We start from the raw sequence: 13776 nt of genomic DNA, 5'->3' as shown, positions 1-13776 counted from the left end.
GCTGGCTGATATGACTGCAAGAATTCTTGTCGTTGATGCTGCAGAATCAAATGCAAAGCTGCTCGAAGCGCTGCTCTTGCGCGAATATTATGAGGTCGTAACCGCTAATAAAGGCGCGGAAGCGATCGAGATTTGCCTGGGCGGGCAGATCGATGTGATTATCCTTGATGTCGTCATGTCAGATATGGACGGCTTTGACGTTTGTCGTCGCTTGAAAGACGACCCGCGCACCACCAATATTCCGGTTGTGATTCTAACGGCTCTGGATAGCTCTGAAGATAAGATCAAAGGGCTTGAGGCCGGAGCGGATGATTTCCTGTCCAAGCCCGCTCAGGATCTCCAACTCCTTTCACGCGTGAAAAGCCTCGCGCGTCTTAAAATGGTTTCGGATGAGCTTTTCCAACGCACTGGAACTGTCGCTGACACAGAAGTCGAAGCTCTACTCGTGACCAAATTATCCGGGCGCTTTGGCGGCGGGGAGGATGCAGCACGTATTCTGGTGGTGGATGAGAATGAACTGGCAGCAGCACGGTTGCGCCTAATCCTCGGCGAGGATTATTTTGTCGATGTCGCACATGACGCAAATGCGGCTCTCATCAAGGCGATTGAGAATGATTACGACAGCATCGTCATTTCGGCAGATTTTACCTATTACGACCCATTGCGATTATGCTCACAGATACGCACAATCGAGCGCACACGGCTTGTTCCGATCATTCTGATCGTCAATGAAGACGAGGGCGCTTTGGTCGTTCGTGCGCTTGAACTGGGCGTAAATGACTATGTGATGCGTCCGCTTGAGAAACTGGAGCTTTATGCGCGGTTGCGCACCCAGATCAAGCGCAAATGCTATAATGATTTGCTGCGTCAGAGCTTACACCGCACAATCACAATGGCGGTAACTGACAGCCTCACCGGGCTGCATAATCGGCGTTACCTTGATACGCATATGCCAGTACTCTTGTCGCGCGCTACAGGGCGCGAGAGGCCGCTTTCGGTCATCATGATTGACTTCGACCATTTCAAACGCGTCAATGACAAATACGGGCATGACGGTGGCGACGATGTTCTGCGAGAATTCGCTGCGCGGCTGCGTAAAAAGATACGCGGCATGGATGTCATGTGTCGCTATGGCGGCGAAGAATTTGCCATCGTATTGCCGGATACTGATTTAACAGCTGCCACAGCGGTAGCAGAGCGCATTCGCGAAGCTGTTGCCGAAGCGCCGTTCCTCATCATTGGTGGTAAGCACAAGATCAATATGACGATCAGCATCGGTATTGCCGGGCTACGGCTTATGGGTGGAGATACTGCTGAGGCACTTTTTGCACGAACGGATGCAGCACTTTATGAAGCCAAGAAAACAGGCCGGAATCGCATCGTTCTTTCCGCCGCCTGATTAGGCTCTCCCAAATAAGAAAGCCGTCTCTTGAGAGACGGCTTTTTTTTGATTCCTGCCAGTAATCTGGCGTCGGAAACGAATTACTTGATCTTCGTTTCCTTGAAGTCGACGTGCTTGCGCGCAATCGGGTCGTACTTGGTCTTTGTCATCTTTTCCGTCATCGTGCGGCTGTTCTTCTTCGTTACGTAGAAGAAGCCGGTGTCAGCGGTCGACAAAAGCTTGATCTTGATGGTCGTAGCCTTGGCCATATCGAAATACCTGCTCTTTCATGATTAAACCGCTGCGAGTCTGTCCAATTGGTCAGAAGCGGAAATTCGGCGCGACACTACGGATTAAGGGCGAAAAGTCAACCCCGCTTCTTCCTTTGAACAAGTCTTATCGCAGCAAAGAGTGCAAAAGCTGCAAAAAAGACGCCCAGAGTCAGTGGAAAGCCCTTAGGTCCAGCCATATCCATGCCCACGCCAACGGCCTGTGGTCCTGCCAACATGCCGATTGCATAGCAGAAGATGAAGGCGGCATTGGCTGATGCAAGCTCGCGACCGGTGAGTTCTGAACCAAGATGCGCAAGCCCGACAGTGTAGAGACCCGCAACGACACCGCCCCAGACAAACAGGACAGCTGCCATCAGATACCAGTTCTCCATCAGGTAAGGCAGGGCCATCATCCCGGCGAGACCCGTGACGGCGCAGAACAGCAACAGTTTGCGGCGATCCGAAATGCGGTCGCTGATGATTCCCAGCGGTATCTGCATCAGGACATTGCCGAGACCGATCATCGTCAGCAGCAGGGCTGCATCGCCTTCGTCATAGCCAACACGGGCGCCAAAGACCGGGAACAGGGCGAAACCGCCGGTTTCAACCGCGCCAAATACGAAGACTGCCATCGTTGCCGTCGGTACGGCAAAAATAAACGGTAGAAAGGGAACGTGTTCGCCTTCTTCGAAATCCGGGCTGTCGCGCCATGCGACCACCACCGGAATGATGGCGATCAAGATGATGGCGAAACCGACATAGAACGGCAAACCGCCCGCGCTGCCGATCTTTGAAAAGAGCCAAGGGCCGAGCGCAAAGCCGAGCGAAAGCGAGGTTGCGTAAATGCCGAGCACAAGGCCACGTTTTTCAGGCGGAGCGGAGGCGTTGATCCAGTATTCCGAGAGAACGAAAAGCACTGTCAGCGCAAAATGCAGGACGATTCGCAGAGCAAACCATGCCCAGAGTGGCTGAAAAAAGTGAAAGCCCAGAAATGCGACGCTGCCAATCAAGAGCATCAGCACAATTGCCTTGGCCACACCGAGGCGGGCGGCAATGGGTGCTGCGAGCGGTGCGGCAACAATGGATGCAAGACCTGCGACTGCAGTGTTCGCACCGATAAGGCTGGCTGAGTGGCCGCGGCTTTCAAGCAGAACGCTCAGAAGCGGAATACCAAGCCCGATCGCTGCACCCATGGCGCTGATCGTGGCGATTGCCGCTGCAAGGGAACGCCAATGCATCTGGCCCTGGGTGTTCCCGCCGTCTGGTTCCTGGGGGATGATGTCGGCAGGATAAACTTCTTTATTCATTAGGTCAGATCACTTCGCGAACAAAGCGGCCATGCCGCTTGCTGTATTGCACCACTGGTAGAGTGGCTGGCAGTTCAAGCCGGGTTTCCGTCAGCAGCATTTGCGCTTCTTTCAGAATTGTCTGAGTAATACGGGCGACGTCCAGTTTATCAACTTCATCGACGGCCACCCAATCCAAATCTTGTAGTTCTCCACTGGGAACAAGTTTCTGGCTTGCCAGTTCCGGCAGGCTGTCACGGAAAGCAATAAAAAAGCGCGTGTCGAAACGGCGTACATTTCCGGGTGGAGTGATTGCGCGGGCGAAATAGCGCAGGTCTCCCAGCGCAGGCAGCGCACCACCTTCCAGAAATGCCAACCAGTCCTTGTTTGCAGGATAATTGGCACCGTTTAATGACAAGGCGTTTTCCGCCCCGGGACGCGCGAGTTTTAGCCCGGTTTCTTCAAATGTTTCGCGAATGGCACAGAGCCCAAGCGCTCTTGCGCGGCGTTGTGAAGCGCGCGCACCCATACCAGATACGAGCTTCTGCGTGTCATCGGAACTGAGCTCGGAGGCAGCGCCAATGCTGCCATCGATAGGATCGGCTCTGCCGCCAGGGAATACGTATTTTCCGGGCATGAACGCCAGAGACGGATGGCGTCTGCCCATCAGAATGCGGGGGACGCGTTCCGTGCGGTCAATAAGAAGCAATGAAGCAGCATCGCGCGGGCGAAGCGGCAGCCTTGGTGTATGCGTTGTGGCGTGTGAAGGGGATGTCACGGGGATGAACCCTGTCAGGTGACGTCGCCGTAATCACCTTCGCCCTGACCGCCGAAACCATGCATGAACAGCGCCCACTGAAGGCCGATGGTTGCGCCTTTGATTGGCTGCAGCATGAGAAGCGACAGGATGACGGTCATCGGTCCCCAGATAGCCATATGCGCCCAGAGCGACAGGTTCGTGGTTGCTTCAACGCCCATGAAGGCGCCAACGACGATGTGTCCAACAACAAGGATTGTCAGATAGGCCGGAAGGTCGTCTGCGCGCTGCTCGGTGTAATCTTCACCGCAGACAGAGCAGCTATCGACAGGCTTTACAAAAGCCCGAAACAGCTTGCCTTCGCCGCAATGCGGGCAGCGGCACTTAAATCCGCGCCACATCGCCTGACCCAGATCGCGGGTCGGGCGTGCAGTTTTCTGGCTTTCACCACCGAAAACGTGGATCTGACTATCCGTGGAATTGGCCTCTAGCGTGCTCATCTGTGACCTTTTCTCTTGGAGCGCGAAACGCCTGCCGGCTTTCCTTTGCGCCCGCGCATCCCTTTGCTTGCCTTGTGATGCGAACGCGTCGACATCGGCAAGGAATGCGGTTCCGAAACCATCTCAAACCGAAGCGCACCCGCGACAGGGAGCGCTTCCACCAGTCTAACCGTTACATTGTCGCCCAGACGGAAGCCTTTTCCGCTTTTTTCTCCGGCGAGTGCATGGTTTGCTTCGTCATACAGATAGTATTCATTACCCAAAGTTGAAATGGGGACAAGTCCGTCTGCGCCATATGTCGCAAGGGATACGAAAAGCCCGGCTTTTGTGACACCAGTTACGCGTCCCTCATATTCATCACCAAGATGCGCTGCGAGGAAATGGGCAATCAGGCGATCAACGGTCTCGCGCTCTGCAAGCATCGCACGGCGTTCGGTCGAAGAAATGAGCGCCGCAGTTTCTTCCAGATGCGCTTCTTCATCGGTGGTCAGACCATCCTTGCCAAATCCCAAAGCCTTGATCAGAGCGCGATGCACGATCAAATCGGCATAACGGCGGATCGGTGAGGTGAAATGCGCATATTTGCGCAAATGCAGACCGAAATGGCCGATATTATCCGGGCTGTAGATCGCCTGGCTTTGCGTGCGTAGCACCACCTGATTGACCAGATCTTGATGATCTGTTCCATCAACAGCTTCGAGAATACGGTTGAACTGTGCTGGCTTGAGAGCAACGCCTTTGGCGAGGTTAATTTCAAGCGTGCGAAGAAACTCCCGCAAAGATTCCTGCTTTGCCAGTGCCGGTTCATCGTGGATGCGGAAAATCAACGGCTGACGATGTGCTTCAAGCACTTCAGCTGCGGCCACATTGGCCTGAATCATGAACTCTTCGATGAGCTTATGGGCGTCCAGTCGTTCAGGCACGATGACCTTGTCGACCTTACCATCAGGCCCGAGCAGGATTTTCTTTTCCGGCAAATCCAGCTCAAGCGGCTCACGCGCATCGCGACCGCGTTTGAGTGCGCCATAGGCGGCCCACAGCGGCTTGAGGATCGTGTCCAGAATAGGTGCAGTCTTCTCATCCGTTGCGCCGTCAATTGCAGCCTGTGCCTGCGCATAGGCAAGCTTTGCAGCCGAACGCATCAGGATGCGATGGAACTTGTGGGATTTCTTATGTCCGTTGGCGTCAAACACCATGCGGACGGCAAGTGCTGGACGATCTTCCAGTTCACGCAGCGAGCATAGATCGTTGGAAATGCGCTCTGGCAGCATAGGTACAACCCGGTCGGGGAAGTAAACCGAATTGCCACGCTTCAGTGCTTCGCGATCAAGCGCCGAGTTGGGGCGCACATAGGCTGCCACATCAGCAATCGCAACGACGACCACATGACCGCCGACATTGTCGGGATCAGTGTCCGGCTCCGCATAAACGGCGTCATCGTGATCCTTTGCATCTGACGGATCGATGGTGAGTAGCGGCAGCTCGCGCCAATCTTCACGACCGTCAAGCGTTGCAGGCTTTGCAGCTTCTGCTTCGCGGATCACATCATCCGGGAAGATATGCGGGATTTCATGCTCGTGAATGGCGATCATCGACAGGGCTTTTTCGCTGTCGATTGAACCCACCACCTGTCGCACCTTGCCGCTCGGCAAGCCATAGCGACGAGACGACGTCAGTTCCACCTCAACCAGATCGCCACTTTCCGCATCGGCAAGCGACTTTGGATCAAGCTGTACTTCCGGCTGCTTGCGATTGACTGGCTCGAGCCGCCATTCGCCATTGCTGAGCTTACGCAATACGCCAAGTACCGCGTTGCTGCTCTGATCGACAACCTTGATTACGCGAGCGGAATACTCCGGACCGTCACTGTCCTTGTTGCGGAAGATCTTGGCCAATACCCGATCGCCAACACCAACCGCGGGACCATCGGATGACTTGTTGAGGCGGGTTCGGCGGATGGTGACGACTGGCGGTTTGCCGTAGTTTTCTTCGTCCCATTCAGCCGGGCGTGAAATAAGTCCGCCATCATTGTCACGGCCAATAATGTTCAATACGGAGATCGGTGGCAGGGTGCCGGGACGGGAGAGGCGACGGGCACGCTTTTCAAGCAGGCCTTCATCACCGAGTTCACGCAGCAGATCCTTGAGATAGACGCGTGCATCGCCCTTAATATTGAATGCCTTGGCCAGATCGCGCTTGCCTGCGCGGTCCGGGTTCTCTTCAATAAACTTGAGAACCTCGTCACGCGTCGGCAGGAAGGAGGTTGAATCTCCTGCCTGTGCAGCTTCTGATTTTGCTTTAGCAGCACGCCGTTCGGTCCGTGCGGATCGTCCGGTATCGGGTTTGGGGAAACGACGTGCCAATTCTTACTCCTCTGCCGCCTTCGCCTTTGCTTTGGAAGGGGCTTTCTTCTTCGCTGCCGGCTTCTTTGCAGCAGCTTTTTTCGGTGCGGCTTTCTTTTCGCCATCTGCGGCCTTGGCGGCAGATTTGCGGGCAGGAGCCTTCTTTGTCTTTGTGCTGCCAGCTTTTGCGGCAACGAGTTCCAGCGCTTCTTCCAGCGTCACACTGGCCGGGTCCTTACCCTTTGGCAGCGTAGCATTCACCTTGCCCCAGTTGACGTAAGGACCGTAACGACCGTCACGAACGGTGACTGCGCCACCATCTGGATGATCACCCAATGTCGCAAGCGCTGCAGGCGTCGAGCGGCCACGACCACCCTTCGACTGTTTATCCGCAAGGACGGAAACAGCGCGATTGAGGCCCACCGAGAACACTTCATCAGCGTTTTCGAGATTGGCAAACGTGCCATCATGGCTGACGTAAGGACCATAGCGACCAATGCCAGCAGAGATCATCTTGCCGGTTTCAGGGTGCTGTCCAACATCACGCGGCAACGACAGCAGCGCCATTGCTTTTTCATGATCAAGCGTATCGACCGTCCAACCTTTTGGCAGGCTGGCACGCTTGGCTTCCTTGCCTTCGCCACGCTGGACATATGGACCGAAACGACCGGTTCGCGCGGTGATTTCTTCACCGGTGAATGGATCTTTGCCCAGCTGTTTAGGTTCGTCGGAAGCTGCTGCTTCTCCGTTGCCTTCACCGCCCAGCTGACGGGTGAACTTGCACTCCGGATAATTCGAACAACCGACGAACGCGCCGTATTTTCCGAGCTTCAGCGAAAGCTGGCCCGTGCCACAGGTTGGGCAGGTGCGCGGGTCGCTACCATCGCCGCGATCAGGGAAAGCAAGCGATGAAAGCTCTTCGTTCAGCGCATCCAAAACGTTGGTAACGCGCAGTTCCTTGATGTCATCAACAGAACCGGAGAAGTCGCGCCAGAAATCACGCAGCACGTCTTTCCAGGAAAGCTTGCCATCGGAAATGAGGTCGAGCTTTTCTTCAAGGTCCGCTGTGAAATCATATTCGACATAGCGTTTGAAGAAGCTTTCAAGGAACGAAATAACCAGACGGCCCTTGGGTTCCGGCATGAGCTTACGCTTGTCGATGGTGATATATTCACGATCACGAAGCGTTGCGAGTGTCGCCGCGTAGGTCGATGGACGACCAATGCCGAGCTCTTCCATCTTCTTGATGAGCGATGCTTCCGAATAACGCGGTGGCGGTTCGGTGGAATGCTGTGTCGCATCGATCTTTTCGCGCGCAATCGCCTCACCGGAGCGGATTTCAGGCAGCTTTGCGCTGTCTTCATCCTCATCTTCTTCTTCGCGGTGATCCATATAGGCCGCGAGGAAACCGTCAAACTTCGTAACCGAACCGTTGGCGCGCAGCATGGCCGAACGCGAACCATTGGTTGCTTCGATGTCAGCGGTTGTGCGCTCAATGTCGGCAGCCTGCATCTGGCTCGCGATAGCGCGCTTCCAGATCAACTCGTACAGACGCGCCTGATCTTCATCGAGATAGCGGCGCACTTCTTTCGGATGGCGCGTGAATTCCGTCGGACGGATCGCTTCGTGCGCTTCCTGAGCGTTCTTGGCCTTGCTCGAATAGTAGCGTGGCTTTTCCGGCACATATTGTGGGCCGAAGCTCTTGCCAATCGCATCGCGGGCGGCGGTGATAGCTTCGGGGGCCATCTGCACGCCGTCGGTACGCATATAGGTGATCAGACCGGCGGTTTCGCCGCCAATGTCCACGCCTTCATAAAGACGCTGCGCAACCTGCATGGTGCGCGATGCCGAAAAGCCGAGCTGTCCTGATGCCGCCTGCTGGAGCGTCGATGTGGTGAATGGAGGGCCGGGATTGCGCTTGGTCGGCTTGGCTTCGACAGAAACTGCCTTGAAGCTTGCGCCTTCCAGCATGGTACGGATGGCCGTTGCCTGCTCTTCATTCTTGATGTCGAGCTTGCCGAGCCTCTTGCCGTCAACCGCAGTCAAACGAGCCGAGAACGCATCGTTACGCGGTGTTTTAAGCGAAGCGGCGATATTCCAGTATTCTTCGCGGATGAAGCGTTCGATCTCGGATTCGCGGTCGCATACGAGACGCAGAGCTACCGACTGAACACGGCCTGCCGAACGAGCGCCGGGCAGCTTGCGCCACAAGACCGGTGAAAGCGTAAAGCCAACGAGATAATCGAGTGCACGACGAGCGAGATAGGCATCGACCAGCGGCTCATCGATATCGCGCGGATTTGCGATAGCGTCGAGAACGGCTTTCTTGGTGATGGCGTTAAACGCGACACGCTTGACGGTCTTGCCCTTCAAGGCCTTTTTCTGGTTGAGCACTTCGAGTACGTGCCACGAAATGGCTTCCCCTTCGCGATCAGGGTCAGTTGCCAGAAACAGACCATCACTGTCCTTCAACGCATTGACGATATCCGCCAAACGCTTGGAAGAGTTACTGTCAACTTCCCAGGACATTGCAAAATCTTCATCCGGACGGACAGACCCATCCTTGGCTGGCAGATCTCGCACATGACCAAACGAGGCCAGAACCTTATAGTTCGACCCGAGATACTTGTTGATAGTTTTGGCCTTTGCAGGCGATTCGACGACAACGACGTTCATTACAACAGCCCAGATTCGCGATGTTTACGGGTAAGTTATCCCTGTATCGCGTTCAAATAGTTGCCTTTCACATGAACAGCGGTTTGCGTTTGGTCAAGAGCTAGACGGTAAAAATCGTCAAATACAACCTAAAGTGGCTGTATGTAAATATAAAGCTTGTGGTAGTGTCTGGCCGGGGTATATCCGTCGGGTTTGAACCAGAAGGGTGATTTTCATTTGAAGGAAACCGGCACATTTTGGGGGCAAAGGTGGTTCAGCGAGATACAACTCGTCAGGAGACACTGGCTTATATAGAAGAAATGCTACAAGAACTCGTCAAAATGGCCAGAGGGACGGATAGTCATCTTCTCGTCTATCTCATGGACATGGCATTGCAGGAAGCACGCGACAATCAACATCATTGCCCGTGTGATTGAGTTTAGAAATGCTCATCGCGTGGCACAAGGGCGACCTGATTGCCGGGATAGCGTAACAGCCTCCCGGCAAGATCAAGTTCCAGCAGGATTAGTTGGGCGTTGCTTGCATCAAGGCCTGTGTGTCTGACAAGCGTATCAACATCGATTGGAACCGGCCCAAGGGCATCGACGAGAATATCGCGTTGCTCATCCGTTGTTATGGCTTGAAGCGGCTCAGGCGCTTCATCGATCTGGGTCAACAGATCGGGCTGCGCTGCTTCGGCTTTGAACGTATCGCGCCCGATGAGCGGGGACAAAGAATCGATAACGTCGTCGGCGCAGGTTACAAGCGTTGCGCCTTGTTTCAGAAGTGCATTGGTTCCGCGGGCGCGTGGATCGAGCGGCGAACCAGGCACTGCGAACACTGTGCGACCCACTTCACCAGCCATTCGAGCACTGATGAGCGAGCCTGAACGCTCGGCAGCCTCCACCACGATGAGACCAAGCGAAAGTCCAGCTATGATGCGGTTTCGACGTGGAAAATCACGTGCACGGGGCTATGCACCCATCGGCATCTCGGTAATGAGTGCGCTGCCGTTTTCGGGTATGGCACGATAGATCGGCAGGTTTTCGGGCGGATATGGCCTATCAAGGCCACCGGCCAGCACTGCCACGGTTCCGCTTTCTATGCTGGCTTTATGCGCTGCCGCATCGATCCCGCGCGCGAGGCCGGAGATTATTGCGAAGCCAGCGTCACCCAGATCACGCGCGAGACGCTTTGTGAAGCGTGCGCCGACCACAGATGCGTTGCGCGAGCCGACGATGGCAACAGGGGGCTTGCGAAAGACATCTGGATTGCCCTTGATAATGACAAGCGGCGGCGGTGCCTCGCAATTTTTGAGCTGTTGTGGATAGTCCGGTTCGCCCATGCCAACAAGACGCACACCTATCCGCTCGATGGCTTCCAGTTCGCGTTCCGCATCTTCAAGCGGTGTCACGCGCACGGGCTTAGCGCCACCGCCGCGTATGGTGAGGTCAGGTAGTCTTTCTATGGCGCTGGCGGCAGAGCCACAGAACATAATGAGGTCGCGGAAAGCGACAGGACCGATGTTTTCAGTGCGAATGAGGCGCAGCCAATTGAGCCGCTGTCGGTCGGAGAGGCGAATTCCAGAAGTTGAATTCGCGCTCTGTTTCATCCTTTTTTGCCTATCTTGCTTTCAGTGCCGCTGAGGAGGCGCGAGATATTGGCGTGATGCTTTATGAAGACGATAATGGTCAGCACAGCAAACAAAGCCGCAATCGCGTGATCACCGCGCGCATAAAGTGCGATTGGCACGATCAGACTGGCAACAAGTGCTGACAGTGAAGAATAGCGGGTGAGAAGTGCCGTGATAATCCATGCCGCGATGAAAACCAGAGCGCCGGGCCATGCAAGGCCGATCAGAATGCCAAGATAGGTTGCAACACCCTTGCCGCCCTTGAAGCCGATCCAGACCGGGAAAAGATGGCCGATAAAGGCACCGAAACCGGCTGCAATTGCAGCTTCCTGGCCGAATTTTGAGGCGATTAATACAGCTGCCGTGCCTTTAAGCGCATCAAGAATGAGCGTTGCCGCCGCGAGCTTCTTGTTGCCGGTACGCAGAACATTGGTAGCACCAATATTGCCGGAACCAATCGAACGTACATCGCCCAGTCCTGCAAACCGCGTCAGGATAAGCCCGAAGGGAATGGAGCCGAGAATATAGCCGAATATCAACGTGCAGATTGTCACTAAATTGACCAGACCTGTTTCGGCCATGGAACTCCCCATATGTTCTTTATTCAAATTACTTGAGAAGAAAAGCCGCCCAAAAGCAAGACGGCTTTTCTGAAAATGTTAAGCCGAATAAACTGTCTTGCCGCCGACTATAGTGCGGTTGACGCGGCCTTGGAAGCGGGCACCTTCAAAGCAGCTGTTCTTTGAGCGTGAATGCAGGTCTTGCTCACGAACCACCCATGGCTCATCCAGATCGACAATAGCAAGATCAGCCTTGGCACCGGGCTTCAGAGTGCCTGCATCCAGTCCGAAGATGCGCGCAGGCGCAGTCGAGAGTACTTCAACCAGACGAAGCAGCGGAATGCTGTCGTTGTGATGAAGTCGAAGGGCTGCAGCCAACAGCGTTTCCAGGCCAATTGCACCAGCTTCTGCATCGGCAAAAGGCAAGCGCTTGGTGTCCACATCCTGCGGATCGTGTGCAGAAACGACAATGTCGATTGTGCCGTTCTTGACGGCTTCAACCATTGCCAGACGGTCTTCCTCGCTGCGCAGAGGCGGCGACAGACGGAAGAAGGTGCGGAACTCGCCGATGTCGTTTTCGTTGAGCGACAGGTGATTGATAGAAACGCCTGCCGTTACGTTGGTGCCAAGGTCTTTTGAGCGCTTGAGCGCGTCGGCTGACATGGCACAGGAAAGCTGTGCTGCGTGGTATTTGCTGCGGGTGAGAGCAGCCAAGCGCAGATCACGCTCCAGTGGAATGACTTCCGCTTCGCGCGGGCTACCCGAAAGACCGAGCCAGCTTGCGAAGAGGCCTTCATTCATGACGCCATTGGCACCGAGATACGGATCACGGGTTTCACAGGCAATCACGGCATCAAAGTCGCGCGCATAAGTCAGAGCACGGCGCATCAATTGTGTATTGGTGAGGGTGTTGCGCCCTTCAGTGAAGGCAACCGCACCTGCATCGCGAAGCAGGCCGATTTCCGTCATTTCCTCGCCATGCAGGCCCTTGGTAATGGCAGCGGCGGGATGCACATTGACGATAGCCGTGTCGCGCGCAGTGCGCTTCACGAACTCGACCAGCGCCACATCATCGATAACCGGATCGGTATCCGGCATCATGATGATGGAGGTTACACCGCCAGCTGCTGCGGCCTGACTGGCCGATGCGATGGTTTCGCGGTGTTCAGCACCGGGCTCGCCGATGAAAACGCGGGAATCGACCAGACCCGGCAGAATAGTCATGCCGTTGAGGTCGATGATTTCAGCACCTTCAGGCGCGCCTTGATTGCGGAAGTCGGCACCGCTGGCGACAATCTTGTCGTCTTTGATCAGCAGGCTTCCGACTTCATCCAGTCCGCGAGACGGATCGATGATGCGGGCATTTTCAAAAAGGATCGCACTCATGCACGTTCTCCTGCGGCTTCTGCGCGACGCGGATCGAGCAGGGCTTCCATAACCGCCATACGCACAGCGACGCCCATTTCCACCTGTTGCTGGATCATGCTCTGGGGGCCGTCCGCTACATCGGATGCAATCTCGACGCCACGATTCATGGGGCCGGGATGCATGACCAGTGCATCAGGTCGGGCAAGCTTCAGCTTTTCCTTGTCAAGACCGTAGAAGCGGAAATATTCACGCACCGACGGTACGAAGGAGCCGGCCATGCGCTCACGCTGGAGGCGCAGCATCATCACGACATCGGCGTCTTTCAGGCCTTCTTCCATGGTGTTGTAAACTTCAACACTCATGTCGGCGATGCCGGAAGGCAGCAGGGTCGAAGGGGCGACAACGCGAACGCGTGCGCCAAGTGCATTGAGCAGCAGAATGTTGGAGCGCGCAACGCGCGAGTGAAGCACATCGCCGCAAATGGCAACGATTAGGTTTCCGATGTCGCCCTTTGCGCGGCGGATGGTCAGCGCGTCGAGCAGCGCCTGTGTCGGGTGCTCGTGAGCACCGTCGCCAGCATTGACGACTGCACAGCCGACTTTTTGCGCAAGGAGCGCCGCAGCACCGGCAGACGCATGGCGTATGACCAGAATGTCTGGCTGCATGGCGTTCAGCGTCATCGCAGTGTCAATGAGCGTTTCGCCCTTCTTGACCGACGAGTTACCGACCGACATGTTCATCACGTCCGCGCCCAGCCGTTTTCCGGCGAGCTCGAACGATGATTGCGTTCGCGTCGATGCTTCAAAGAAGAGGTTGATCTGAGTGCGACCGCGCAGCACGGACTTTTTCTTCTCGGACTGTCTGGAGACAGCCACTTCCTGATCCGCAAGATCGAGAAGACAATTAATGTCCAGGGGCGATAGCCCCTTGATGCCAAGCAGGTGGCGATGAGGGAAAATCGGTGAGACCGTTTGATTTGTCATGGCAAGTCACCCGTATAGAGCCGTGAAAGCTGGACCGCA

At 55.4% G+C, this 13776-nt stretch carries 10 protein-coding genes and 1 pseudogene; 1 reads left to right on the top strand and 10 read right to left on the bottom strand.

Annotated features, from left to right (window positions below):
• The first annotated feature begins 10 nt into the window (after positions 1-10).
• Entirely contained in the window at positions 11-1399 is a 1389-nt protein-coding gene (locus ABWV94_RS14010) for a PleD family two-component system response regulator (protein WP_007878619.1), read from the top strand.
• Between the two features lie 83 nt (positions 1400-1482).
• On the opposite strand, the gene rpmG is transcribed toward ABWV94_RS14010, so the two are convergent.
• From rpmG to ABWV94_RS13960, 10 genes and pseudogenes are all read right to left on the bottom strand, one after another.
• A complete protein-coding gene (rpmG, locus tag ABWV94_RS14005; protein WP_007878621.1) occupies positions 1483-1650 on the bottom strand; it encodes a 50S ribosomal protein L33 in 168 nt (55 codons plus the stop codon).
• A gap of 98 nt (positions 1651-1748) precedes the next feature.
• Positions 1749-2891 (bottom strand): MFS transporter, encoded by a 1143-nt coding sequence (locus ABWV94_RS14000; RefSeq protein WP_113499280.1) that lies wholly within the window; start codon positions 2889-2891, stop codon positions 1749-1751.
• 73 nt (positions 2892-2964) lie between these two features.
• Positions 2965-3576 (bottom strand): NUDIX hydrolase, encoded by a 612-nt coding sequence (locus ABWV94_RS13995; RefSeq protein WP_328589893.1) that lies wholly within the window; start codon positions 3574-3576, stop codon positions 2965-2967.
• A 155-nt stretch (positions 3577-3731) separates the two neighbouring features.
• Positions 3732-4196, bottom strand: a complete 465-nt coding sequence (locus ABWV94_RS13990) for a DUF983 domain-containing protein (RefSeq protein ID WP_007878633.1) — start codon at positions 4194-4196, stop codon at positions 3732-3734.
• Positions 4193-6559 (bottom strand): ribonuclease R, encoded by a 2367-nt coding sequence (rnr, locus tag ABWV94_RS13985; RefSeq protein ID WP_079213011.1) that lies wholly within the window; start codon positions 6557-6559, stop codon positions 4193-4195. The genes ABWV94_RS13990 and rnr overlap by 4 nt, the downstream gene beginning before the upstream one ends.
• A gap of 3 nt (positions 6560-6562) precedes the next feature.
• Complete coding sequence (topA, locus tag ABWV94_RS13980) at positions 6563-9214, bottom strand: type I DNA topoisomerase (RefSeq protein ID WP_353413941.1); 2652 nt, start codon at positions 9212-9214, stop codon at positions 6563-6565.
• Between the two features lie 418 nt (positions 9215-9632).
• Positions 9633-10805: pseudogene (gene dprA / locus ABWV94_RS13975) on the bottom strand (DNA-processing protein DprA).
• On the bottom strand, positions 10802-11407 hold the full coding sequence (gene plsY / locus ABWV94_RS13970) for a glycerol-3-phosphate 1-O-acyltransferase PlsY (protein ID WP_007878647.1): 606 nt from the start codon (positions 11405-11407) through the stop codon (positions 10802-10804). Before plsY ends, dprA begins: the two are co-directional and overlap by 4 nt.
• 78 nt (positions 11408-11485) lie before the next feature.
• Positions 11486-12772: a dihydroorotase gene (locus tag ABWV94_RS13965; RefSeq protein WP_113499134.1), complete on the bottom strand. Its 1287-nt coding sequence runs from the start codon at positions 12770-12772 to the stop codon at positions 11486-11488.
• Positions 12769-13737 carry an aspartate carbamoyltransferase catalytic subunit gene (locus ABWV94_RS13960; protein WP_007878655.1) on the bottom strand — a complete coding sequence of 323 codons (969 nt, stop codon included), beginning with the start codon at positions 13735-13737 and terminating at the stop codon, positions 12769-12771. Before ABWV94_RS13960 ends, ABWV94_RS13965 begins: the two co-directional genes overlap by 4 nt.
• Positions 13738-13776: the final 39 nt, after the last annotated feature.

Source organism: Brucella sp. NBRC 12953, assembly GCF_040369775.1.
In the GTDB taxonomy this organism is placed as follows: Bacteria; Pseudomonadota; Alphaproteobacteria; order Rhizobiales; family Rhizobiaceae; genus Brucella; species Brucella pseudogrignonensis.
The sequence above is the reverse complement of the archived record's forward strand: the minus strand, read 5'-3'. Positions and strand labels throughout refer to the sequence as shown.